This is a genomic window from Myxococcota bacterium (assembly GCA_041389495.1).
Taxonomy (GTDB): Bacteria; Myxococcota_A; UBA9160; order UBA9160; family UBA4427; genus JAWKRT01.
The window spans coordinates 199,702-224,371 of the sequence record JAWKRT010000004.1; the positions used below are offsets into that span (position 1 = coordinate 199,702).

Consider the following 24,670-nt stretch of genomic DNA (forward strand, 5'->3'; position numbering starts at 1 on the left):
CTTGGAGACCGCATGTTCAGCTCCGTCCAGAACGTCATCGAGAGCCTCGGCGCGCAGGGCTACATCTGCGACAAGAACATCGCGACCGTCGTGTATCTCGCGCAGCAGCTCGAGAAGCCGGTGCTCGTCGAGGGGCCGGCGGGCGTCGGGAAGACCGAGCTCGCCAAGGTCGTCGCCGGGGCGCTCGGCCAGAAGCTGGTCCGCCTGCAGTGCTACGAGGGCCTCGACGAGGCGAAGGCGCTGTACGAGTGGGAGTACAGCAAGCAGCTCCTCTACACGCAGATCCTCAAGGACAAGTTCGCCGAGGCCATGGCGGACGCGAAGACGATGGCCGACGCGGCGGACCGCGTCGGTCGCGAGGACACCGTCTTCTTCTCCGACCGCTTCATCGTGCCGCGACCGCTGATGACGGCGATCACGTCCGAGGACCCGGTGCTCCTGCTGATCGACGAGGTCGACAAGTCGGATCCGGAGTTCGAGGCGTTCCTGCTCGAGGTGCTGTCGGACTTCCAGGTCACCGTGCCCGAGGTCGGCACGTTCGTCGCGAAGCGCAAGCCGCTCGTGTTCCTGACCTCGAACGACGCCCGCGAGATGAGCGACGCGCTGAAGCGCCGCTGCCTGCACCTGTGGATCGACTACCCGCCGGCCGAGCTCGAAGTGGCGATCCTGAACGAGAAGGTCCCGGGCATCGAGCAGCGGCTCGCCGAGGACCTGATCCAGCTGATGAACGGGATCCGGGCGCTCGACCTGAAGAAGCGCCCGTCCATCAGCGAGACGCTCGACTGGGCGCGCGCGCTCCTCGCGCTGAACGCGAACGACCTCGAGGACGAGGTCGTCGCCGACACGCTCAACGTCATCCTCAAGTACGAGGGCGACGTGAAGAAGGCGCAGAGCGAGCTGGCCAAGCTCATCGAGAAGAAGTCGGCGCGGATCGCCGCCGAGGGCCCGCAGGGTGCCGAGGCGCCGAAGCCGGCCGCGGCCGCCGCGAAGAAGGGCGTACTGCATTGAGCATGCAGGCGAAGGTCATCGAGTTCACGAACCTGCTCCGCAAGAGCGGCGTTCGCGTCTCGGTCGCGGAGGCGATCGACGCCTTCACGGCGCTCGACGAGCTCTCGCTCGACGACCGCGAGATCTTCAAGGACGCACTGCGCTCCTCGATGATCAAGCGCGGCGACGAGATCGCGACCTTCGACCAGCTGTTCGACCTCTTCTGGTCGGGCTTCTACGACAACCTGCAGCAGAGCTTCGGCAACCTGGGCGCCGAGCTCGGCGAGATGGGGCTCGACCTCGAGCAGCTGATGCAGCAGCTGGCCGAGATGCTGGGCCGGATGGAGCAGGGCGACGTCGACCTCTCCGAGCTCGCGAAGGCCCTCCTCACCCAGGACCTCTCGATGATCGAGGGCATGATCCGCGATGCCGCGAAGCAGGCGGGCATCGAGCGGATCGAGAACATGCTCCAGGTGGGCTTCTTCTCCCGCCGGACCCTCGAGCAGATGGACATGGAGGGCGCGGGCAGCGAGCTCGAGGCCCTCGTCGCGCAGCTCCAGGAGATGGGGCTCTCGGCGCAGGACGCCGAGGCGATGCGCAACATGATCCAGAAGCTCATGGAGACGCTGCGCCGCGCCGTCCGCGACTTCACCGAGCGCGAGCTGCAGACGCGCAACCACGACTACATGGAGAAGTTCCGCCGTGAGATGCTCACGGAGAAGAGCTTCTACCACCTGACCGAGGCCGAGATCCAGCAGATGCGCGAGGTCGTGCACCGCCTCGCGCAGCGCATCAAGAACATCCTGTCGATCCGGCGCAAGCGGCTGAAGCGCGGCAAGCTCGACCTGCACACGACGCTGCGGCGCAACATGGCGCGCGGCGGCATCCCGTTCGAGGTGACGTTCAAGCAGCGTCGCAAGGAGCGGCCGAAGCTCGTGATCCTGTGCGACGTGTCGTCGTCGGTCGCGAACGTGTCCCGCTTCATGCTGCAGTTCTGCTACGAGCTGCAGGAGGCGTTCACCAAGATCCGCGCCTTCGTCTTCGTCGCCGAGCTGGGCGAGGTGACGCAGGTGTTCTCGGACAACGACGTCTCGACCGCGATCGACAAGGCGCTCGACGGCGGCGAGGTGATCAACGTCTACACGCGCAGCAACTTCGGCTACGCGTTCCACCACTTCTGGAAGAACCACCTGTCGGCGATCGACAACAAGACGACCGTCCTGATCCTCGGCGACGCGCGGAACAACTACAACGACCCGAAGGCCTGGTGCATCCGCGACATCCAGACGAAGGCGAAGAACGTCGTGTGGTTGAACCCGGAGAGCCCGAGCGCCTGGGGCTTCGGCGACTCCGTCATGGATCGCTACATGCCGTACTGCGACGTGGTCGAGGAATGCCGCAACCTGCGGCAGCTGTCGCGGATCGTGGACGACATCGTCCTCTGATCTGCGCGCTCCCGGGGCCGGCCGCCGCCTCGATCTCCCGAGCCCAAACACCGTTCCGTCGCCGTTCGCAGGCCGCGGAATGCGCGTTCGCGCAAAGAGGAACGCCCCGCTGGCAGGGCCAGCGGGGCGTCGTCAGGGGGGAGGGCGGCGGATCATATGATGGGGGGTGAGAGGTTGGACATTTCCGAGAAGAAATGGCCTAATCCGCCGCCGCTCCAGAACCTGTGAAACTCCTCGAAGGTCTTCGACCGTGCGCAGCGTACCACGACGCCGCTCGTCTCCGCTCCGGTCGCTTACCGGGAAGCCGAGTATCGGACGAGCGGGGCGCCCTTGTCAATCCACGAATTGAAACAGCATCTCGAAAATCCGGAACTGCTTTTCCGCCGAGGAGTTGCGTCGGTCCTCTCGACGCGATTCGAGGGGCTGGCGGCCGGATGGGCCGGTGCGGCGGGGTCCCGGCCCGGGTAGGTTCCGCCGCCCGCCGCACCCAGGTCGGAGCGGCGCGCCGGACCGGCCGTCGGGAGGAGCCGTGAGCCCGCCTCGCGCGTTCGCCATCCGCACCTACGGGTGCCAGATGAACGTCCACGACTCGCAGAAGGTCGCGAACCTCCTGTTCCACGCGGGCTACCGCGAGGCGGCGAGCGAGGAGGAGGCCGACCTCCTGGTCGTGAACACGTGCTCGATCCGCGAGAAGGCGGAGCACCACCTCTACAGCGACCTCGGAGCGCTGCGCGAGTGGAAGGCAGCGGCGCCGGGACGGGTCGTCGGCGTGGGCGGTTGTGTCGCCCAGCAGGTCGGCGACGGGCTGCTCGCCCGCTTCCCGCAGCTCGACTTCGTGTTCGGGACGCACAACGTGCGCCACGTCGCCGCACTCGCGGAGGCCGCCCTGCGCGGCGAGCGCGCGGCGCGCACCGAGGAATCGGCCGGCCCGGAGCGCTTCGCGCTCCCCGAGGCGCATCCGGTCTGGGCGGGCAGCCGCGCCGCGCGGGCCTACGTCACCGTGATGGAAGGCTGCGACATGTTCTGCAGCTTCTGCATCGTTCCCCTCACGCGCGGCCGCGAGGTCAGTCGCACCGCCGAGGCGATCGTCGCCGAGGTGCGGGCGCTCGCGGACCGGGGTGTGCGCGAGGTGACACTGCTCGGGCAGACCGTGAACGCCTACGGGCGGCACGACGTGCGCCGCGGGCGCGAGGCCGCCGCCGGGACCACCACCTTCGCGGCGCTCCTTCGCGCCGTCGACGCGATCCCGGGCATCGACCGCATCCGGTACACGAGCCCGCACCCGCGATTCGTCGACGACGAGCTCGTGCGCGCCCACGGCGAGCTCGAGCACCTCTGCCCGCACGTGCACCTCCCGGTGCAGAGCGGGTCGGATCGCATCCTCGAAGCGATGCACCGACGCTACACGCGAGCGGAGTACGAGCGGGTCGCCCGCGCGCTTCGCGCCGCTCGGCCCGACGTCGCGCTGACGACCGACCTGATCGTCGGCTTCCCGGGCGAGACCGACGGCGACTTCGAGGCGACGCTCGGGCTGGTGCGCGACATCGGGTTCGTCGACCACTACTCGTTCAAGTACTCGCCGCGGCCCGGCACGCGCGCGGCCGAGGCCCCCGCGCGCGACGAGGTGCCGGCCGGCCTGGCGCAGGAGCGGCTCGAGCGGCTGCAGGATCTGCAGCGCGGGCTGTCCCTCGCGTACCACCGGGGGAGGGTCGGGACGCGGACGCGCGTGCTCGTCGACGGGCCGAGCCGCAAGGGCGGGCTCCAGCTCTGCGGGCGGGACCCGTACCACCGCGTCGTGAACTTCGAGCCGCCGCGCGGCGGGATCGCGCCGCATCCGGGCGACCTCGTCGAGGTCGACCTCGTCGAGGCGCTGCCGCACTCGCTGATCGGCGAGCTCGCCGTCGCGCCCGGGAGCCTCGCCGGCCGCGACGGCCCGGATGCATCGTCCGCTCGGACCACGGCGACCGCGAGCGACGGCGATGCCCGTCTGCGCGTCGTCTCGAGCCTCTAGCCCCTCGGGCGTTCCGCCGAAGAGAGCCCTCGTTGCGGGAGGGGTGCGCCCGCGGAGGGACCGATGGCGAAGGCGCGGGTGCTCGCGGTCGACGACCAGCGCTACTTCCGCGAGCTGATCGAAGGTCTGCTCGCGGAGGGGGGCTACGCGGTCCAGACCGCCTCGAGCGCCGAGGAGGCGCTCCACCGGCTCGAGCGCGAAGACTTCGACATCGTCGTCACCGACCTCGTGATGCCGGGCATCGACGGCGCCGAGCTCTGCCGTCGCATCAAGCAGCGCAAGCCGGACCAGGACATCGTGATGATCACGGGCGTCGTCGACGTGCAGACCGCCGTCGACGCGATGAAGCTCGGGGCCACCGACTACCTGCTGAAGCCGTTCGACCGCGAGACGCTCGTGGGCGCGCTCGACGCGATCCGCAAGCAGCGTCGCCTGCGCGAGGAGCACGCACGACTCGTCGAGGAGAATCTCGAGTACCTCGGTGCGCTCTCGCTCTACGAGCGCGCGACGGGCCTCTTCCAGACGCTCGGCCTCGCCGCGCTCGCCGAGCGCGCCGTCGAGGGCCTGTGCATCGAGACGCGCGCGCAGGGCGGCGTCGTGTGGATGGCCGACGACCTCGAACGCGAGGCGCCGCTCGCGCTCGCGGGCGTGCGCGGCCTGCTGCGCGTCGAGAACGAGCCCAAGCAGCTCGACCCGAACGACCTCTCGCACGACGTCGTCGCGGCGCTCGCGCGCGGGCGCGCGCGCATCGGCTCCGACGGCGAGCTCGGCACGGTGCTCTGGGTGCCACTCGAGCACGCCGGCCAGCTGCTCGGCGTCGTGCGGCTGTCAGACAAGCTGGAGGGCGAGGCCTTCGGCGAGCTCGACCGGCTGCGCGCCGAGAAGCTCGCCGGGTTCGCGGCGCTCGCCGCCGCCAACACGCTCCGCTTCCGCGCGCTCGAGCGCCGCTCGTTCCGCGACCCGGTCACGAAGACCTACACGCGCGCCTACTTCCAGGACGTCGTCCACAACGAGATCCAGAAGGCGGCGCGTTTCGCGCGCGAGTTCTCGCTGCTGCGGCTGCGGCTCGACGACGCGATCGAGCGCCGCCGCTCGAGCTCGCAGACCGAGCACGCGCGCTGGCTCGAGGCGTGCGTGCAGCGCGCGAGCCAGGCGCTCCGCGCGACCGACATCCTCGCGACCGAGGGCGACGACGCCTTCAGCGTGCTGCTGCCCGAGACCGACTCGCTCGCGGCGGCGGCGCTCGCGGCGCGCGTGCGCGCCGCTCTCGCGGAGTCGGGCGCGGCCGGGCCCGTCTCCACCGCCTGCGCGACGTTCCCCGCGGACGGCACGCGCGCCGAGATGCTCGAGCGCGTGCTGGCGACGCGGCTCGCCGCGAGCGCCGAGAGCCTCGCGCCGGACGTCGAGCGGCACACGCTCGCGGGCGCGCTCGACGCGCTGCTCGCGCGCGGGCGGCGCGAGCGCGCCGATCAACGCGACGCGATCGCCGAGCTCGTGATGCGCGCCGTGGCGTGTCAGCCGCACGAGCGCGCGTTCGTGCTCTACGCGGTCCCCGAGAAGGAGTCGCAGGGCGTGCGGGCCGCTCTCGACGACGCGATCGGCGAGCTCGACCGGCGCGCGTCGACGGCCGGCGCACTGCGGACCGAGCTCGTGCTCGCGGGGCCGCACGTCGACGCGCGCGAGGCGGACGGGCCGACGGCCGTCGTGCGCGCGCCCGGCGGGCGCGTCGGGCGCTGCGACGCCGCGCTGATCGCGCTCGGCGACGGCCCTTCCTACGCGTTCGTCGCCGGCGCGGAGGCGCGCGACGGCACGCTCGCCTTCTTCCACACGGACGATCGCGCGCTGGTCGAGCAGCTCGCCGTGCAGGCGCGCCGCGAGCTCGGAATGGCGGTGGCGGAATGAGCGCGCAGCCCGACGTGAGGCGCGGAGCGACGGGCGTGCTGCTCGTGGCCGACGGCAATGCGGGACGCGCGCGCCGGCTCGCCGCTGCGCTCGAGGGCGAGGTCGAGCGCGTCGAGGTCGCCGACAACGGCGTCGTCGCGATCGAGCGTGCGCTGGCCCTCGCGCCCTCGCTGCTCGTCGCCGCGCACGGCCTCCCCCTCGTCGACGCACCGCGCCTCGCCGAGATCGTCGCCTCGAACCCGCGCACCTCGTCGACGCGCTTCCTGTTCCTCGGCGAGCCCGAGCGGTCGAGCTTCCAGCCCGGCGTCGGCGACGAGCAGGTCCCCGCGACGCTGCGCCCCCTGGACGTCGCCGACGTCGCGCGCGAGATGCTCGCGCGCCAGCGGCGCGCCCAGCAGTTCGCGGTCGCCGCGGGGAGCGGTCATGCGAGCAGCGGGAGCCTCGAGGAGCTCGCGCTCGCCGATGCGCTCCGCATGCTGAACGAGGGAGCGAAGAGCGGCCGCCTCGAGCTGTCGCACGACGACCTCGGCGGCGAGCGCCACGCCGGGTCGGTCGACGTCGAGCGCGGCGAGATCGTGGGTGCGCGCACGGGGCGCGCGACGGGCGAGAAGGCGCTCTTCCGCATGCTGCTCTGGGACGCGGGCAGCTTCCGGTTCGGCCCGCGCGGCACGCCGGGCGAGGCGATGCGGATGCGCATGCCGACGCGCCAGCTGCTCGCGGAGGGGCTGCGACAGGCGAGCGAGTGGAAGCGTCTGTCCACGCAGCTCCCCCCGCTGGATTCGCGCATCCACCTGCGCGTCGAGCCCGCCGACCTGCCGTCCGGCGTGCACCCGCTGACGCAGGAGGTGCTCGTGCTGCTCGAGGCGCAGGAGCGCGTCGGCGACGTCGTCGACCACGCGTCGTTCCCGGACTACCAGGTGCTCCGCACGCTGCGCACGCTCGAGGAGCGCGGCATCGTCGCGATCGGACGCTCGGCGTGCGAGCCCCGGCCCGGCCCGCGCGAAGGGCTGTTCGGCGAGCCGCAGGTGCGCCGGCTCCGCGAGTGGATCCGCGACGCCCAGGGCCACCCGTCGACGCCGCGTCCCGCGCGGCTCGTGGTCGCCGCCTCGGATGCGAGCGGCCTCCCGGATCTCGCGAACCTGCTGCGCCCGATTCCCGGCGTCGCGCTCGCGCCCGCGATGGAAGCCGGCCGCGTCGCGCGCGACGCGATCGCGCCGCTCGGCACGGTCCGCATCGACGAGCGCCACGCGATCGAGCTCGTGCACGTGCCGTCGGCGCCGCGCTTCGCGCCGCTCTGGGCGCGCGCCGCGCACGGCGCCCTCGGCGTCGTGTTCCTGCTCTCGGGGGCCGTGGGCGAAGCGGCGACGCGCCTCGCGCCCATGGTGCGCGCGGTCCACGCGCTGCCGCGCCCGCGCGTCTTCCACGCCGCGCTCCTCGGCAAGGGCGAGCGGCCGTCGCCCGACGAGCTTCGCGAGAACCTCTCGCTGATCGACGAAGGATCGCTGTTCCTCATCCCGCTCGAGCCCTCGAAGGAGCCGTCGACGCTGCTCGCGCGCCTGTTCGCGAGGATCGTGCCGTGATCGAGGACGCGTTCGACCCGAAGCGCTTCGCGCTGCTCGCCGACCTCGGCGAGGACGACCGCGACGCGCTCGTCGAGGTGCTCGAGCTGCAGCGCGTCGCGACGGGGCGCAAGCTCTTCCGCGAGGGCGGCGAGGCCGACGGTCTCGTGCTCGTCGAGAGCGGGCGCATCGTGCTGTCGTCGAAGCGCACGGGTGCGCGCAGCGAGGTCGGGCCGGGCGACGCGGTCGGTGTGCTCTCGCTGTTCGCGATCGGACCGCGCGAGGCGACCGCGTCGACGATCGAGCCCTGCGTCGTCTGGAAGCTGCCACGCGCGCACTGGCGCCGTCTGTGCGAGGACGCGCCGCGGACGGCGTGTCGGGTGCTCGAGGCGGCGGTCCGCGAGTGCGCCGCGCTGCTGCGCGAGTCGCTCGACGCGGTCGACGGCGACGCCTGAGCCGGGCGCCCGCGCCGCGCACGCGTGGCAAACGGCGTTTCCCCCAGCGCTCCCGTCATCGCGTCGCTGCCGTCGCGCGCGCCGCGTCCGCGCTGGTTGACCCGTCGGCAGCCGCCGCCTAGAGTTCGGCGGCAATCCTGAGCCTTCGGGGGTTGCACTCCATTCCGTCGATCGACCTCGCCCTTCGCCGCTCGTCCGCGCGGCCGCGACCGGTGCATCCGGCGAACGGCCCGTGCGCGTCGGCGGTGGCGCGCGGCGTTGCGACGCGGCAGCTCGCGCGGGCTCGGACACCTTTGGGGGGAGCGCGATGACGACCGACGCCTCGATTCGCGAAGGGCTCACGTTCGACGACGTCCTGCTCGTTCCCGGGGCCTCGGAGGTCCTGCCCGCCGACGTCGACCTGCGCACACAGCTGACGCGCGAGATCGCCCTCGGCATCCCGCTCGTCTCCGCCGCCATGGACACGGTCACCGAGCACGAGACGGCGATCTGCATGGCGCAGAACGGCGGCATCGGCATCGTGCACAAGAACCTCGATCTCGCGACGCAGGCCGCCGAGGTCGACAAGGTGAAGCGCAGCGAATCGGGGATGATCGTCGACCCGATCACGATGCGGCCCGAGCAGCGCATCCAGGACGCGCTCGAGGTGATGCAGCGCTACCACATCTCGGGCGTACCCGTGACGCGGGAAGGGCGCGCCGTCGGCATCCTCACGAATCGCGACCTGCGCTTCGTGCGCGACACGGCGGCCGCGATCGACACCGTGATGACGCCGGCGAGCGAGCTCGTCTCGGTCCCGCCCGGCACGAGCAAGGAGCGCGCGAAGGAGCTGCTCCACGAGCACCGCATCGAGAAGCTGCTCGTCGTCGACGAGCAGGGGAAGCTCTGCGGACTCATCACGATCAAGGACATCGAGAAGGCCGAGCGCTTCCCGAACGCCGCCAAGGACGACCTCGGCCGGCTGCGCTGCGGCGCCGCCGTCGGCGTCGGGCGCGACCGCCTCGAGCGCGCGCAGGCGCTCGTCGACGCGGGCGTCGACGTGATCGTCGTCGACACCGCGCACGGGCACTCGGCCGGCGTCCTCGAGAGCGTGCGCGAGCTCCGCCACCACTTTCCCGACCTCCCGCTCGTCGGCGGCAACGTCGCGACGGCCGAGGGCACCGAGGCGCTGATCAAGGCCGGCGTGTCGGCCGTGAAGGTCGGCGTCGGCCCGGGGTCGATCTGCACGACGCGCGTCGTCGCCGGCGTCGGCGTGCCGCAGTTCACGGCGATCCAGGACGCCGTCGGCATGGCCAAGCGTTTCGGCATCCCGATCATCGCGGACGGCGGCATCAAGTTCTCGGGCGACGTCGTGAAGGCGCTCGCCGGCGGTGCGGCGGCGGTGATGATCGGCTCGCTCTTCGCGGGCACGGACGAGTCGCCCGGCGAGGTCGTGCTGTACCAGGGGCGCTCGTACAAGGTCTATCGCGGGATGGGCTCGCTCGGCGCGATGGCCGCGGGAAGCCGCGATCGCTACTTCCAGGCCGACGTCGCGCCGGACAAGCTCGTGCCCGAGGGCATCGAGGGCCGCGTTCCGTACCGCGGTGCGCTGACGTCGAGCATCCACCAGCTGATGGGCGGCCTGCGCTCCGGCATGGGCTACTGCGGCGCGAGCGATCTCTCGGCGCTCCGCGAGCGCGCGCGCTTCGTCCGCATCTCGTCCGCCGGGCTGGCCGAGAGCCACGTCCACGACGTCATCGTCACGAAGGAAGCGCCGAACTACCGACTCGACTGACGCGCGCGCCGTCCGCCGGGGCGGTGCGCGACCACGGGGGGAACGTCATCTCGCAGCCGACGACGCACGCCGACCGCATCCTGATCCTCGACTTCGGATCGCAGGTGACGCAGCTGATCGCGCGCCGCGTGCGCGAGTGCGAGGTGTACTGCGAGATCCACCCGTTCCGGATGTCGATCGACGCGATCCGCGCCTTCGCCCCGCGCGGCATCATCCTCTCGGGCAGCCCGGCGAGCGTGCACGACGCGGGCGCGCCCGACGTCGACCCCGCGCTCTTCGAGCTCGGCGTGCCGATCCTCGGCATCTGCTACGGGCTGCAGGTCATCGTGAAGCGGCTCGGCGGGCGCGTCGAGTCGTCGGACGAGCGCGAGTTCGGACCGTCGCTGCTCGATCACCGCAGCGACGACCCGCTGTTCGCGGGTCTGCCTCCGCGCGAGGGCCGCGCGCGCCGCACCGTGTGGATGAGCCACGGCGATCGCGTCCTCGAGCTTCCGCCCGGCTTCGAGGTGCTCGCGACCAGCGAGCACTCGCCCAACGCCGCGGTCGCGAGCCGGGAGCGGCGCATCTGGGGCGTGCAGTTCCATCCGGAGGTGCACCACACGCCCGACGGCGCGCGCATCCTGCGCAACTTCGTGCGCGACATCTGCGGCTGCGAGGGGGCGTGGACCTCCGCGGCCTTCATCGACGAGTCGGTCGCGGCGATCCGCGCGCAGGTCGCCGGCGGCCGCGCGATCTGCGGGCTCTCGGGAGGCGTCGACTCGACCGTCGCCGCGGCGCTCGTGCACCGCGCGATCGGCAGCCAGCTGACGTGCATCTACGTCGATCACGGGCTCATGCGCGAGGGGGAGAGCGCCGAGGTCGAGCACCTGTTCCGCGACGCGCTCGGCATCGAGCTCGTGACGGTCGATGCGAGCGAGCGCTTCCTCACCGAGCTCAAGGGCGTGGCGGACCCCGAGCGCAAGCGCCGCATCATCGGCCATCTCTTCATCGAGACGTTCGAGGCCGAGGCGGAGAAGCTCGGCGGAGCGGACTTCCTCGTGCAGGGCACGCTCTACCCCGACGTGATCGAGAGCGTCTCGGTCAAGGGGCCGTCGGCGACGATCAAGACGCACCACAACGTCGGCGGCCTCCCCGAGCGCATGAAGCTCGCGCTCGTCGAGCCCCTGCGCGAGCTCTTCAAGGACGAGGTGCGCGCGGTCGGTCGCGCGCTCGGCCTGCCCGAGCGCGCCGTGAAGCGGCATCCGTTCCCCGGGCCCGGGCTCGCGATCCGCGTGCTCGGCGAGGTGACGGCCGAGAAGCTCGCGCCGCTGCGCCGCGCGGATGCGATCCTGCGCGAGGAGATCGAGCGCGCCGGGCTGTACGACGAGATCTGGCAGGCGCTCGTCGTGTTCCTGCCGGTCCAGAGCGTCGGCGTGATGGGCGACGGACGGACGTACGAGAACGCGGTGGCGCTGCGCTGCGTCACCTCGACGGACGCGATGACGGCGGACTGGTCGCGCCTGCCGTACGACGTGCTCGCCACGATCTCGAGCCGCATCATCAACGAGGTGAAGGGGATCAACCGGGTCGTGTACGACGTCTCGTCGAAGCCGCCCGCGACGATCGAGTGGGAATAGGAGGGAGTGCGCCGTGCCGGGGATCCCGCGTCCGTTCGTCCACCTCCACCTCCACACCCAGTACTCGCTGCTCGACGGTGCCATCAAGCACAAGCCGCTGTTCGAGCGCGCGAAGGCGCTCGGCATGCCGGCGGTGGCGCAGACCGACCACGGCAACCTGTTCGGGACCATCGACTTCTACGAGTCCGCGCGCGCGAACGGCGTCAAGCCGATCATCGGATGCGAGGTGTATCTCGCGGGCGGCTCGCGCTTCGACCGCGAGCGGCGCGAGCGCGACGAGGGCGGATTCGACGCGATCAACCACCTGCTGCTGCTGGCGATGGACGGGACGGGCTATCGCAACCTCATGCACCTCGTCTCGCGCGGCTATCTCGAGGGCTTCTACTACAAGCCGCGCATCGACATGGACCTGCTGCGCGCGCACCACGAGGGGCTGATCTGCACCTCGGGCTGCCTGTCGGCGCCCGTCCCGCGCGCCATCCTGCACAACGAGGCGAATCGTGCGTGGGAGGTGGCCGAGGACTTCAAGGCGCTGTTCGGCGACCGCTACTACCTCGAGATCCAGCGCCACGGGATTCCGGCGCAGGACACCGTCAACGCCGAGCTGATCAAGATGTCGCACGACATCGGCATTCCGCTCGTCGCGACGAACGACGCGCACTACCTCTCCGCCGACGACCACGACCACCACGATGCCCTGCTCTGCATCGGGACGGCCGCCAACCTCGACGACGAGAAGCGCTTCCGCTTCGACGGGCGCGGCTTCTACGTCAAGGACGGCGACGAGATGTACGAGCTGTTCCACGACCATCCGCAAGCCGTCGCGAACACGCTCGAGATCGCGGAGCGCTGCGCGCTCGAGATCCCCATGGGCGAGTACCACATGCCGGAGTACCAGGTGCCGGCGGGGCGCACGCTCGACGAGGTGCTGACGGACGGCGCCTGGGCGGGGCTGCGATCGCGCCTCGGCCTCGACGCCGATGCGCCGCTCGAGGGCGATCGCAACACCGCCTACGCGTCGCGCCTCGAGCACGAGCTCGGCGTGATCAAGTCGATGGGCTTCCCGGGCTACTTCCTGATCGTCGCCGACTTCATCCAGTACGCGAAGCGCAACGGCATCCCCGTCGGGCCGGGACGCGGATCGTCGGCGGGGAGCCTCGTCGCGTACTCGCTCGGCATCACGGGCATCGACCCGATCGAGTACGACATCATCTTCGAGCGCTTCCTGAACCCCGAGCGCATCTCGATGCCCGACATCGACGTCGACTTCTGCATGCGCGGGCGCGACCAGGTGATCCGCTACGTCGCCGAGAAGTACGACGGCGGGAGCGGCTACGACGACATGCGCGTCGCGCAGATCGCGACCTTCGGGACGCTGCAGGCGAAGGCCGCGATCCGCGACGTCGGTCGCGTGCTCGGCATGCCGTTCGGCGACGTCGACCGCATCGCGAAGCTCGTGCCCGACGCCCTCGGGATCACGCTCGCCGAGGCGCTCGAGCAGAGCCCCGAGCTGCGCGCGCGGATCGACGCCGACGGCCAGGTCGCGAAGCTCTTCGACACGGCGCGCGCGCTCGAGGGCCTGACGCGCCACGCCAGCAAGCACGCGGCCGGCGTCGTGATCGGGACGCAGCCGCTGATCGACATGGTCCCGCTCTACAAGGATCCGAAGAGCGGCGACGTGATGTCGCAGTACAACATGAACTGCGTCGAGAAGGTCGGGCTGATCAAGTTCGACTTCCTCGGCCTGCGCACGCTCACGCTCATCGCCGACGCCGAACGCATGGTGCGGGAGAACACGAAGCCCGACTTCTCGGTCGCGGACATCCCGCTCGACGACGCGACGACCTACGACCTCCTCTGCGAAGGGGACACGATGGGCGTGTTCCAGGTCGAGTCGTCGGGCATGACGGAGCTCGTGCTCCAGCTCAAGCCGCGGACGTTCCGCGAGATCATTCCGCTCGTCGCGCTCTATCGGCCGGGCCCGCTCAACTCGGGCATGGTCGACGACTACGTGAACCGCAAGAACGGGCGCACGAAGATCGAGTTCGCGCTGCCGGAGATGCGGGAGATCACCGAGGAGACGCTCGGCGTCATCGTGTACCAGGACCAGGTGCTGCAGCTCGCGCAGCGGCTGGCGGGCTACACGCTCGGCGAGGCCGACCTGCTGCGCCGCGCCATGGGCAAGAAGAAGCCCGAGGTGATGGCCGAGCAGCGCGAGCGCTTCGTCCAGGGCTCGACCGCGAACGGCATCGACGCGAAGAAGGCGGGCGAGGTCTTCGACACGATCGTCGAGTTCGCGGGCTACGGCTTCCCGAAGGCGCACTCGACCGCGTACGCCTACCTCACCTACCAGACGGCCTACCTCAAGGCCAACCACCCGTGCGAGTTCCTCGCCGCGGTGCTCACGATCGAGTCGACGAACCACGAGAAGCTCACGCGCTACATCGCGCACACGCGCGAGCAGGAGATCGAGATCCTGCCGCCCGACGTGAACGAGTCGCAGCGCGACTTCAGCGTCGTCGAGGGCGCCATCCGCTTCGGGTTCGCGGGCATCAAGAACGTGGGGCAGGGCGCGATCGACGCGATCCTCGACGCGCGCGAGTCGGGCGGCCCGTTCCGCGGCCTCTACGACTTCACCGAGCGGGTCGACGCGCGCAAGGTGAACCGGCGCGTCGTCGAAGCGCTCGTGAAGTGCGGCGCGTTCGACTCGCTGCACGCGAGCCGCGCGAAGGTGTGGGCCTCGCTCGACGCTGCGCTCGAGCGCGGTGCGTCCTCGCAGCGCGACCGCGCGATCGGGCAGGAGAGCCTGTTCGGGGGCCTCGGCGCATCCGAGCCGGTCGACGAGCCGAAGCTCATCGAGGCGGCCGAGTGGACGGAGCGCGAGCGGCTGCAGCACGAGAAGGAGCTGCTCGGGTTCTACGTCACCGGGCATCCGCTCGGCGCGGTCGCCAGACAGCTCGCGCGCTTCACGGACACGACGGGCGCGAGCTTCGAGGGCAAGGAAGGGCGCGAGGTCCGGATCGGCGGCCTCCTCACGTCGCTGCGCGAGACGCGCACCAAGCGCGGCGCGCGCATGGGGTTCGGCGTGCTCGAGGACCTCGAGGGCGCCTTCGAGCTCGTGATCTTCTCCGAGCCGTACAACCAGCACGTCGAGCTCCTGCGCGACGCGCAGACGGGCGGGCCCGACGGCGGCGGCCCGATCCCGCTCGTGATGTCGGGTACGCTCGAAGCGGGCGACACGCCGAAGCTGCTCGTGCGCGACGTGCTCCGCCTGGCCGATGCCGAGGAGGCGCTGGCCGCGCGGCTGCGCATCGAGGTGCTCGACGCGGACGTCACGAAGGACCGCATGCTCGCGCTGAAGGACGTGCTGCGCGCACACGGAGGGGACTGCGAAGTGATCCTGCAGGTCACGATCCCGGGCGAGAGCGTGACGCTGCTCTCGCTCGGCGACCGCTGCCACGTGCGCGTCACGACCGAGCTCTGCAGCGCGGTGAACGCGCTCTTCGGCCGGCCCGTCGCGGAGTCGACGCTGTGAGGGCGGCCGGGGGCCCGACGCGCGCACTCCTCCTGGCCGCGGCGGTCGCGCTGGTCGCCCCCGCGGCGCCCGCGGCGGCGGAGGACCTGCGGCAGATCGAGGCGGTCGGCGCGGTCGGCGTGCGCAAGGGCGAGCGCGCCGATCCGCGCGCGGGCGCCGTCGCACAGGCCCTGCGCGAGGCCGTCGAGCGCGTGGCGAGCGAGCTCCTGGCGGACGCCGCCCTCGGCCCCGAGGCCGAGGAGGGCGCGCCCGTCGACCTCGCCGCCGTGCTCGGCAAGGACATGGGCGCCTACACGTCGCGCTTCAAGGTGACGGAGGACCGCGGGCTCGGCCCGGCGCTGTTCGTCGAGGACCCGGACGTGACGACCGAGTACGTGGTCGTGGTCGATGCCCTCGTCGACGCCGACCTCGTGCGCAGCCGGCTCGTGGCGGCCGGCGCGCTCGAGCCGGAGGCCGGGACCGCGGAGAGCGGCGTCGTGCTGCTCGAGGTCGAGGGGCTCGAGGTCTACCCGGCCCTCGCCGACCTCCGGGATCTGCTCGAGCGGCGCGTCGGGGCCGCGAGCGCGCTGCCGCGCGAGATCGAGCACGGCCGCGCGACGCTCGAGGTCCGCACGTCGCTCGATGCGCGCGGCCTCGCGCAGGCGATGGAGCGCGAGGCGCCGCCGCACATGACGATCGTGCCGCTCGGCACCGAGGGGAGCGGGCGGGCCCGCATCGCCGTTCGCTGGAGCCCGGCGCGCTTCGCGCCGCCCGACGCCGCGGATCTCCCGCCGGTCGAGGCCGGCCAGTCGCCCCGGCCGGCTCGCGCGCGCCGGTGACGGCGGGCCGGCTCGCGTCGGAATCGGCCGGCGGCGATTGACACCGCAACGGCGAATCGGTATCGATTCCGGCCCGTTAGACGGGTTTCTGGCACGTAGCTCAGGGGCTAGAGCGCTGCCTTGACACGGCAGAGGTCGGCGGTTCAATCCCGCCCGTGCCAACCACTCCCATCGAGCTCGCGTCGGCGTGCGGCCGCAGGGGTCGCGCGGCGCGCTCGCTTGCGCGCGTTCTGCTGCGACACGCCGCCTTGCACCGCGACGTTTCGCTTCGAGTCGTCGGACCACCGCGATGCCCAGCCACCGATCATGAGCCAGATCGCCGTACGCCTACCCGACGGGAAGACGCTCGAGTTGGCGGCGGGGTCGACGGTGCTCGACGTGGCCTCGGCCATCGGTCCCGGTCTCGCGAAGGCCGCGCTCGCGGGCCGCGTGGACGGCGAGCTCGTCGACCTGCGTCTCCCGCTCGCGTCCGACTGCGCCGTCTCGATCGTCACCGCGAAGGACGCGGAGGGCGGCGACGTGCTGCGGCACTCGGCCGAGCACGTGATGGCCGACGCCGTGCAGCGCCTGTTCCCGGGCGTGCAGATCGACGCCGGCCGCGCCGACCACAGCGAGAAGTTCCAGTACGACTTCCTGCTCGACCACGCGTTCTCGCCCGAGGACGTGGAGCGGATCGAGAAGGAGATGGAGACGATCCTCGCCGAGGATCGCGCCTTTGCGCGCGAGGTCGTGACGCGCGAGGCCGCGGTCGCGCTCTTCCGCGAGCTCGGCCAGGACCTCAAGGTCGCGCGCATCGCCGACATCCCGGACGGCGTGCCGATCACGCTCTTCCGCCACGGCGACTTCGTCGACCTCTGCCGCGGGCCGCACGTGCGCAGCACGAAGCAGATCGGCGCCGTCAAGCTCACCGACGTGTCCGGCAGCTACTGGAAGGGCGACGAGTCGGGCCCGAAGCTGCAGCGCATCTACGGCACCGCGTTCGCGACGAAGAAGGAGCTCGACGCCCACCTCACCGCGCTCGAGGAGGCGCGCAAGCGCGACCACCGGCGCGTCGGCGTCGACCTCGAGCTGTTCGCGCTCGACGCGCTCTCGCCCGGCTCGCCGTTCTATCTGCCGAAGGGCATGACGGTCTACAACGAGCTCGTCGCCTTCATCCGGTCGCTGTACCCGCGCTACGGCTACCAGGAGGTGATGACGCCGCAGCTCTTCCGCGCGGAGCTCTTCAAGATCTCGGGCCACTACGAGAAGTTCCACGACGACATGTTCTGGTTCGCGGGCGCCGACGAGGGCGAAGAGCTCGGCGTGAAGGCGATGAACTGCCCGGGACACTGCCGCCTGTTCGGGTTCTCGAAGCGCTCGTACCGCGACCTGCCGCTGCGCGTCGCCGAGTTCTCGCGCCTCCATCGCAACGAGCGCAGCGGGACGCTGAACGGCCTCGCGCGCGTGCGCTCGCTCGCGCAGGACGACGCGCACATCTTCTGCGAGCCCGAGCAGGTGCCGCAGGAGATCGAGCGCTTCTTCGAGATGGTCGCGGAGGTCTACCGCGCGCTCGGCCTCGAAGGGGTCGAGATGGCGGTGTCGACGCGCCCCGAGGAGTTCCTCGGCGAGCCGGCCGACTGGGACGTCGCCGAGAAGGCGCTCGTCTCCGCGGTCGAGCGGGCGGGCTTCACGTGCGCGATCAAGGAGGGCGAGGCCGCCTTCTACGCGCCCAAGGTCGAGTGCGACTTCCGCGACGTGCTCGGCCGGGCGTGGACGCTCGCGACGATCCAGATCGACATGGCGCTGCCCGGCCGCTTCGGCCTGCGCTACGTCGGGCGCGACGGCGAGCTGCACCAGCCGGCGATGCTCCACCGCGCGGTGCTCGGGTCGCTCGAGCGCTTCATGGCGATCTACATCGAGCACACGGGCGGCGACTTCCCGTTCTGGCTGTGCCCGGTGCAGGTCGCCGTGCTGCCGATCGCCGAGCGCCACGTCGCGCACGCGCGCCGCGTGCACGAAGCGCTGGTCGCCGCCGGGCTGCGCTCGCAGCTCGACGAGCGCAGCGAGACGCTCGGGTTCAAGATTCGCGAGGCCGAGACGAGCAAGGTGCCGCTCATGCTCGTCATCGGCGATCAAGAGGACGAGAACGGTACGGCCATGCCGCGGCTGCGGCGCTCGAAGCGGAAGCTCGACGCGCTCGCGGTCGACGACCTCGTGGTCCGGCTCGCGCGCGCCAGGGAGGAGCGCGCCGTGCAACCGTTCGCAGACGAGACGCCGCGCTAGCGCGCGGCGAAGAGGAGAAGACGCATCCCCGGACGCAACCGCTTTCGCATCGTCGCCCCCGAACGGGACGGAACCCGCGTCAACGAGCGCATCCGCATCTCCGAGGTCCGCGTGATCGGACCGGAGGGCGAGCAGCTCGGCGTGATGTCGCCCGAACGGGGCATGGAGCTCGCGCGCGAGAGCGGCCTCGACCTGGTCGAGGTCGCCCCGAACTCGCGGCCGCCCGTGTGTCGCATCATGGACTACGGGCGGTACAAGTACGAACAGAAGAAGAAGAAGACCGGCGCCAACCGCAAGGCGCACGCCGCCTCCCTCAAGGAGGTGAAGATGCGCCCCGGCACCGATCTCCACGACCTCGAGTTCAAGCTCAAGAACGCGCGCAAGTTCCTGATGGACGGCGACAAGGTGAAGGTCACGGTGATGTTCCGCGGGCGCGAGATGGTGCACACCGTGCGCGGCCGCGACCAGCTCGACCAGGTCGCCCGCATGCTGACGCCGCTCGCGAAGGTGGAGAGCCTCCCGAAGATGGAGGGCCGCTTCATGTCGATGATCCTCGTCGGCGATCGCGAGGCGATCGCCGAGGCGAGGAAGCTCGAGGCGGCGAATCCGACCGACGAGGATCTCGACGCCGAGGAGATGGACGACGTCGTCGACGACATCGACGACGATCACGAGGACGACGACGAGCCGGACGCCGAGAGCACGCCGGCGGGAGAGTGAACGATGCCGAAGATGAAGACGCACCGCGGCGCCGCGAAGCGGTTCAAGCGAACCGGGAGCGGCGGCTTCAAGCGGGCGCAGACGAACAAGCAGCACATCCTCACGAAGAAGCGCACGAAGCGGAAGCGCCAGCTGCGGCAGGGCGAGACGGTCGCGGCCGTCGACGAGCGCCAGGTCCGCCGACTGCTTCCGGGTAGCTAACGAGCGGGCCGCGGCCCGCCCACGAACGACGAACGAAGGGAACGAGTCATGCCCCGTGTGAAACGCGGAGTCGCGGCGCGCCGGCGCCGCAAGCGGATCCTCAAGTCCGCCAAGGGCTACGTCGGCGCGCGCAGCCGCCTGCACGGCGTCGCCCGCGAGGCCGTCGAGCGCGCCTGGGTCTACGCCTACCGGGATCGCAAGCAGCGCAAGCGCGCCTTCCGCGCGCTCTGGATCGCCCGCATCAACGCCGGCGCGCGACAGAACGGCCTGTCGTACAGCCGGCTCGTGGACGGGCTCAAGAAGGCCGGCGTCGAGGTCGACCGCAAGATCCTCGCCCAGCTCGCCGTCGACGACGCGACGGCGTTCGCCGAGCTCGCGACCCTCGCGAAGTCCGCCTGACGGGCGGCTCGCGATGAGCACGACGCCCGACCTCGAGGCGCTCGAAGCGAGCGCCCGGGCCGAGATCGACGCCGCGGCGACGCCGCAGGCGCTGGTCGAGGTGCGCGCGGCCTACCTCGGGAAGAAGGGCTCGGTCGCGGCCGTCCTGCGCTCGATCGGCGCCCTCGCGCCCGACGAGCGCGGGCGCGTCGGCCAGCGCGCGAACGAGGCGAAGCAGCGCATCGAGGCGTGGGCCGCGGCGCGAAGGGACGCGCTCGAGCGCGCGGAGATCGACGCGCGCCTCGCGGGCCAGCGCCTCGACGTCACGCTGCCCGGGAGCGGTCCGCCGCTCGGGCGCCTGCACGTCGTCACGCAGGTCGTGCGCGAGGTCGAGCGGTTCTTCCGCGCGCGCGGGTTCTCGATCGAGGACGGCCCCGAGGTCGAGACCGAGCACCACAACTTCGACGCGCTCAACATCCCCCCCGACCACCCCGCGCGCGAGATGCAGGACACGTTCTGGGTCGAGGGCGGGCACGTGCTGCGGACGCACACCTCGCCCGTGCAGATCCGCGCGATGACGGGGCGCACGCCGCCCTTCCGCTTCATCGCGCCGGGTCGCGTCTACCGCCACGACATGTCGCCGCGCCACTCGCCCATGTTCCAGCAGGTCGAGGGCTTCATGGTCGACGAGCGCACGAGCTTCGCGCACCTCAAGGGCGTGCTCTACGACTTCGCGCGCGCGCTGATGGGCGACGTGCGGCTGCGCTTCCGCGCGAGCTACTTCCCGTTCACCGAGCCGTCGGCCGAGATGGACTTCTCGTGCCTGCTCTGCGACGCGCAGGGCTGCGCGACGTGCTCGCACACCGGATGGATCGAGTGGGGCGGCTGCGGGATGATCCATCCGCAGGTGCTCGCCGGCTGCGGCATCGACGCGGAGCGCTACCAGGGCTTCGCGTTCGGCATGGGGCTCGAGCGCGCCGCGATGCTGCGGTACGGCATCCCGCAGATCCGGCTGCTGTACGAGGGGGACGTCCGCGTCCTCGAGCAGTTCTGATGTCGGAGCGCGCCTGACATGCGGGTGCCGCTCTCGTGGCTGCGCGAGTGGATCGCGCCCGACGCACCCGTCGAGGAGATCGCGGAGCGCCTGACGCGCGCCGGGCTCGAGGTCGACGCGATCGAGCGCACGGGGCCCGACCTCGGCGCCTTCGTCGTCGGCTTCGTGCGCGAGCGCGAGAAGCACCCCGACGCGGATCGCCTCTCGGTGTGCCGCGTGGATCTCGGCGACGGCGACGCCCACACGATCGTGTGCGGCGCGCCCAACGTCGCGGCGGGACAGAAGGTCGCCGTCGCGCGGCCGGGCACCGTCGTGCTCGGCCGGAAGCTCGGCAAGTCGAAGATCCGCGGCGTGAGCTCGCACGGGATGATCTGCTCGGCCGCCGAGCTCGAGCTCGCCGACGAGAGCGACGGCATCCTCGTCCTGCCGGAGGACGCGCCCGTCGGCGCGCCGCTCGACCGCGTGCTCGCGGCCGGCGACGCCGTGCTCGACGTCGCGATCACGGCGAACCGCGGCGACTGCGCCTCGATGCTCGGCATCGCGCGCGAGGTGCGCGCCGCGTTCGGCGGCGTCGTCGCGCTGCCGCCCTGCGACGTCGCCGAGGCCGGGCCGCCCGTCGAGCGCGCCGTCGCCGTGGCGATCGAGGCGCCCGACCTCTGCCATCGCTATGCGGCGCGCGTCGTGCGCGGGGTGCGCATCGCGCCGTCGCCCGCGTGGCTCGCGCGCAGGCTCGAGGCGGCGGGGCTTCGGCCGATCGACGTCGTCGTCGACGTCACGAACCTCGTGCTGCACGAGCTCGGCCAGCCGCTCCACGCGTTCGACCTCGCGAAGCTCCGCGGCGGCCGCGTCGTCGCGCGCCGCGCGACGGACGGCGAGCGGATCGAGACGCTCGACGGTCGCACCCACGCGCTCGCGCCGGACGACCTCGTGATCGCCGACGCCGAGCGCGCCGTCGCGATCGCGGGCGTCATGGGCGGCGCGAACAGCGAGGTCGACGCCGCGACCGTCGACGTGCTGCTCGAGAGCGCGCACTTCGCACCGCGCGCGGTGCGCCGCACCGCGCGGCGCCTCGGCCTGCACAGCGAGGCCTCCTACCGGTTCGAGCGCGGGGTCGACCGCGCGGGTGTCGAGCGCGCGCTCGATCGCGCGGCCCGGCTGCTCGCCGAGCTCGCGGGGGGCGTCGTCGACACCGGGCGCGCCGTCGCGACGGGCGATGCACCGGACGTCGTCGAGGGCGTCGCGCTCGAGACGGCGCGCGTGAACCGCCTTCTCGGCACCGACCTCGGCCGCGACGCGATCGCCGCGCTCCTCGGCGCGCAGGACATCGCGTGCGCGCCTCGCGGCGCGGACGCGCTCGCCTGCGCGATCCCCACCCACCGCAACGACCTGCGCATTCCGGCCGACCTCGTCGAGGAGGTCGCGCGCATGCACGGCTACGACGCGATCGAGCCGCGCGCGCTCGAGGGCGTGCTCGGCTCCGGCGCGAAGCCCGCGTGGCTCGAGCTCGGCGACGCCATCCGCGACGCCTTCGCAGCCGAGGGACTGACCGAGGTCGCGACGTTCCCGTTCCTCGACGCGGCCGCGCTCGACGCGCTGGGCCTCGACCCGGGCGATCCGCGTCGCGCGATGCCCCGCGTCGTGAACCCGATCGCGGAGAGCGAGTCGGCGCTGCGCTCGACGCACGTGCCCGCGCTGCTCGCGCTGGTGCGCGACAACCGCAGCCGGCAGGTGGATCGCGTCGCGCTGTTCGAGGTGTCGCGCGTGTTCGAGGCGCCGGCGGAAGCCGGCGCGCTGCCGCGCGAGCGCTGGCGCGCGACGGCCGTGCTGGCGCGCGGGCGCGAGAAGCGTCTCTGGGGCGGCGAGGCCCGCGAGCCGGTCTTCTTCGAGGCGAAGGGCGTGGCCGAGCGTCTCGTCGCCCGCCTGCGGCGCCCCGTGCGCCTCGCGGCCTCGCGGGCTCCCGAGCCCTACCTCCACCCCGGCGCCTGCGCCGACCTGCTCGCGGGGAAGGACCGCGTGGGCGTCGTGGGCGAGCTCCATCCCGCCGTCGCCGCGCGCTTCGAAATCGACACCCCCGTCGCGGTGATCGAAGTAGACTCGAGCGCCGTCGGGGACTTACCGACGCGCCTGCCGCGCTACCGGGAGGTCTCGCGGCATCCGCAGTCCCGGCGCGACCTCGCCGTGGTGCTCGACCGCGACCAGCCGGTGGCGGAGGTGCTCGGCGCGATCGGCAAGAAGGCGGGCGACGCGCTGGCCGCGGTCGAGGTCTTCGACCGCTACGAGGGCCCGGGCGTGCCCGAAGGGAAGGTGAGCGTCGCGTTCCGGCTCGTGTACCAGCTGCCGGATCGGACGCTCACGGACGAAGAGGTCTCACAGGCGACGGACCGCGTCGTGCAGATGCTGCAGCAGCGGTTCGCGGCCGAGCTTCGATGACAGCGCCGCAGCGTCACGCGGTGGCGCGGGCGGCGAGCGGGGGAGAGCGCGCATGACGAAGGCCGAGATCGTCGAGCAGATCTACGAACGCGTAGGCTTCTCGAAGAAGGAGGCGGCCGAGCTGGTCGAGAAGGTCTTCCAGATCATCAAGGAGACGCTCGAGCAGGGGGAGAAGGTCAAGATCTCGGGCTTCGGCAACTTCGTCGTGCGGGAGAAGAACGCGCGCAAGGGCCGCAATCCGCAGACCGGCCAGGAGATCCTCCTCGACGCCCGCCGCGTGCTGACGTTCAAGCCGAGCCTCGTGCTGAAGAACATCCTGAACGAGACGGACGTGTCGGAGGCCGAGCTCTCGGCCGCGCGCGCCGGCACCGACGACGGGGACGACGACTGAGCGCGACGCACGATCCACGAGCGGCGTCCCTCGCCGAGGGGCGTCGCGGCCGCCGCGACACGGGGGGACGCATGGCCGCGCGGGACACACGGGACGGCAGGGACGGACGCGACGGCAAGGACGCACGGGCGCGCGCCGCGGGCCGCGGCGCGGCGGCCAAGCGCACGCCGCAGCGCTCGCGCGTACGGCGCGGGGCCGGCGGCGACCGGCGCGCCGGCGACGCCGACCTCGGCGCGCTCGCCGAGGGCACGCTGCTCCCGACCGAGAAGCTCTACTACCGCATCGGCGAGGTCGCGAAGATCACCGGCGTGAAGCCGTACGTGCTCCGCTACTGGGAGTCCGAGTTCCGCTGGATGGCGCCGCAGAAGTCGCGCTCCAAGCAGCGTCTCTACCGGCGCAAGGACATCGACACCATCCTGCTCGTCAAGAAGCTCCTCTACGAGGAGCGCTACACGATCGCCGGCGCGCGCAAGCTGCTGCGCGAGATGGGCGTCGGTCGCACCGCGGAGACGGTCGAGGCGCGCGCACTCGATCACCGCACCGAGTACCGGCGCATCCGCGACGAGCTCCTCGCGCTCCGCGCCGCGCTCGTCTCCTGAGCGCGCGCGTGGTCGTCGTCGTCTTCCGCTCGCGACTCGACGAATCGGAGCGCGAGGCCTACGAGCCCGTCGCCGTCCGCATGCTCGAGCTCGCCCACCGCGCGCCGGGCTTCGTCTCGTTCCGCGCCTACGCGGCCGACGACGGCGAGCGCCTCGCGCTCGCCGAGTTCGAGACCGCCGAGCACGCCGCGGCGTGGGGCCGCGAGGCCGAGCACCTCGCCGCGCAGCGCCTCGGGCGCGAGCGCTTCTACACCGAGTACCGGCTGCAGGTCGCCGAGGTCGTGCGCGAGCGCGCGTTCCGCCGCTAGCACCGCGAGGCGGCGCGCTCGCGCGCCGCGTTAGGCGCGGCGCGCGAGTGCCTGCGTCACGGCCTGCGGCGGCCTTGTGCGATGGCCCCCGTCGTCTACTCTCGCGCGCTCGCTCCCTCGCGGCGCGCCGAGCGGGCCTCCAGACCGCTCCATCGCCCTGCGTCCCGCGACGCAGCGGTGCGCGCCGCACGCGTCGGTAGGGAGCCGGGATCCGGCACGCGAGTG

Annotated in this window: 19 protein-coding genes and 1 tRNA gene; all 20 read left to right on the top strand. The window is 72.0% G+C overall.

What is annotated here, in order from left to right:
* Window positions 1-12: 12 nt before the first annotated feature.
* The 20 genes from R3E88_19340 to R3E88_19435 all read left to right on the top strand — a co-directional run bounded on the left by R3E88_19340 (window position 13) and on the right by R3E88_19435 (window position 24,445).
* Window positions 13-1,008: a MoxR family ATPase gene (locus R3E88_19340; GenBank protein MEZ4218638.1), complete on the top strand. Its 996-nt coding sequence runs from the start codon at window positions 13-15 to the stop codon at window positions 1,006-1,008.
* Between the two features lie 2 nt (window positions 1,009-1,010).
* Window positions 1,011-2,432, top strand: coding sequence for a VWA domain-containing protein (locus tag R3E88_19345; protein MEZ4218639.1), 1,422 nt, complete (start codon window positions 1,011-1,013; stop codon window positions 2,430-2,432).
* A 529-nt stretch (window positions 2,433-2,961) separates the two neighbouring features.
* Window positions 2,962-4,443, top strand: a complete 1,482-nt coding sequence (gene miaB, locus R3E88_19350; protein ID MEZ4218640.1) for a tRNA (N6-isopentenyl adenosine(37)-C2)-methylthiotransferase MiaB — start codon at window positions 2,962-2,964, stop codon at window positions 4,441-4,443.
* A 63-nt stretch (window positions 4,444-4,506) separates the two neighbouring features.
* Window positions 4,507-6,345, top strand: a complete 1,839-nt coding sequence (locus tag R3E88_19355; GenBank protein ID MEZ4218641.1) for a response regulator — start codon at window positions 4,507-4,509, stop codon at window positions 6,343-6,345.
* The gene (locus R3E88_19360) at window positions 6,342-7,925 is read left to right on the top strand and encodes a DUF4388 domain-containing protein (GenBank protein ID MEZ4218642.1); all 1,584 of its coding nucleotides are present in this window, start codon (window positions 6,342-6,344) and stop codon (window positions 7,923-7,925) included. The genes R3E88_19355 and R3E88_19360 overlap by 4 nt, the downstream gene beginning before the upstream one ends.
* Window positions 7,922-8,359: a cyclic nucleotide-binding domain-containing protein gene (locus R3E88_19365; protein ID MEZ4218643.1), complete on the top strand. Its 438-nt coding sequence runs from the start codon at window positions 7,922-7,924 to the stop codon at window positions 8,357-8,359. The genes R3E88_19360 and R3E88_19365 overlap by 4 nt, the downstream gene beginning before the upstream one ends.
* A 307-nt stretch (window positions 8,360-8,666) precedes the next feature.
* Entirely contained in the window at window positions 8,667-10,133 is a 1,467-nt protein-coding gene (gene guaB / locus R3E88_19370) for an IMP dehydrogenase (protein MEZ4218644.1), read from the top strand.
* 23 nt (window positions 10,134-10,156) lie between these two features.
* Window positions 10,157-11,749, top strand: coding sequence for a glutamine-hydrolyzing GMP synthase (gene guaA, locus R3E88_19375; GenBank protein ID MEZ4218645.1), 1,593 nt, complete (start codon window positions 10,157-10,159; stop codon window positions 11,747-11,749).
* Between the two features lie 13 nt (window positions 11,750-11,762).
* Window positions 11,763-15,284: a DNA polymerase III subunit alpha gene (gene dnaE / locus R3E88_19380; protein MEZ4218646.1), complete on the top strand. Its 3,522-nt coding sequence runs from the start codon at window positions 11,763-11,765 to the stop codon at window positions 15,282-15,284.
* Window positions 15,281-16,102, top strand: coding sequence for a hypothetical protein (locus R3E88_19385; protein MEZ4218647.1), 822 nt, complete (start codon window positions 15,281-15,283; stop codon window positions 16,100-16,102). The genes dnaE and R3E88_19385 overlap by 4 nt, the downstream gene beginning before the upstream one ends.
* Before the next feature lie 89 nt (window positions 16,103-16,191).
* Window positions 16,192-16,267 (top strand) — tRNA-Val (locus tag R3E88_19390).
* Window positions 16,268-16,408: 141 nt separating this feature from the next.
* Window positions 16,409-18,364, top strand: a complete 1,956-nt coding sequence (gene thrS, locus R3E88_19395; protein ID MEZ4218648.1) for a threonine--tRNA ligase — start codon at window positions 16,409-16,411, stop codon at window positions 18,362-18,364.
* A gap of 48 nt (window positions 18,365-18,412) precedes the next feature.
* A complete protein-coding gene (infC, locus tag R3E88_19400; GenBank protein MEZ4218649.1) occupies window positions 18,413-19,084 on the top strand; it encodes a translation initiation factor IF-3 in 672 nt (223 codons plus the stop codon).
* Window positions 19,085-19,087: 3 nt separating this feature from the next.
* On the top strand, window positions 19,088-19,285 hold the full coding sequence (gene rpmI, locus R3E88_19405; GenBank protein ID MEZ4218650.1) for a 50S ribosomal protein L35: 198 nt from the start codon (window positions 19,088-19,090) through the stop codon (window positions 19,283-19,285).
* A 48-nt stretch (window positions 19,286-19,333) separates the two neighbouring features.
* Complete coding sequence (gene rplT, locus R3E88_19410) at window positions 19,334-19,684, top strand: 50S ribosomal protein L20 (protein ID MEZ4218651.1); 351 nt, start codon at window positions 19,334-19,336, stop codon at window positions 19,682-19,684.
* Window positions 19,685-19,697: 13 nt separating this feature from the next.
* Window positions 19,698-20,717, top strand: coding sequence for a phenylalanine--tRNA ligase subunit alpha (locus R3E88_19415; protein ID MEZ4218652.1), 1,020 nt, complete (start codon window positions 19,698-19,700; stop codon window positions 20,715-20,717).
* Window positions 20,718-20,735: 18 nt separating this feature from the next.
* Entirely contained in the window at window positions 20,736-23,147 is a 2,412-nt protein-coding gene (pheT, locus tag R3E88_19420; GenBank protein ID MEZ4218653.1) for a phenylalanine--tRNA ligase subunit beta, read from the top strand.
* A 52-nt stretch (window positions 23,148-23,199) separates the two neighbouring features.
* Window positions 23,200-23,538 (top strand): integration host factor subunit alpha, encoded by a 339-nt coding sequence (locus R3E88_19425; GenBank protein MEZ4218654.1) that lies wholly within the window; start codon window positions 23,200-23,202, stop codon window positions 23,536-23,538.
* A 71-nt stretch (window positions 23,539-23,609) separates the two neighbouring features.
* A complete protein-coding gene (locus R3E88_19430; GenBank protein MEZ4218655.1) occupies window positions 23,610-24,137 on the top strand; it encodes a MerR family transcriptional regulator in 528 nt (175 codons plus the stop codon).
* 8 nt (window positions 24,138-24,145) lie between these two features.
* Window positions 24,146-24,445 carry an antibiotic biosynthesis monooxygenase gene (locus R3E88_19435; protein ID MEZ4218656.1) on the top strand — a complete coding sequence of 100 codons (300 nt, stop codon included), beginning with the start codon at window positions 24,146-24,148 and terminating at the stop codon, window positions 24,443-24,445.
* The last annotated feature ends 225 nt before the right edge of the window (window positions 24,446-24,670 follow it).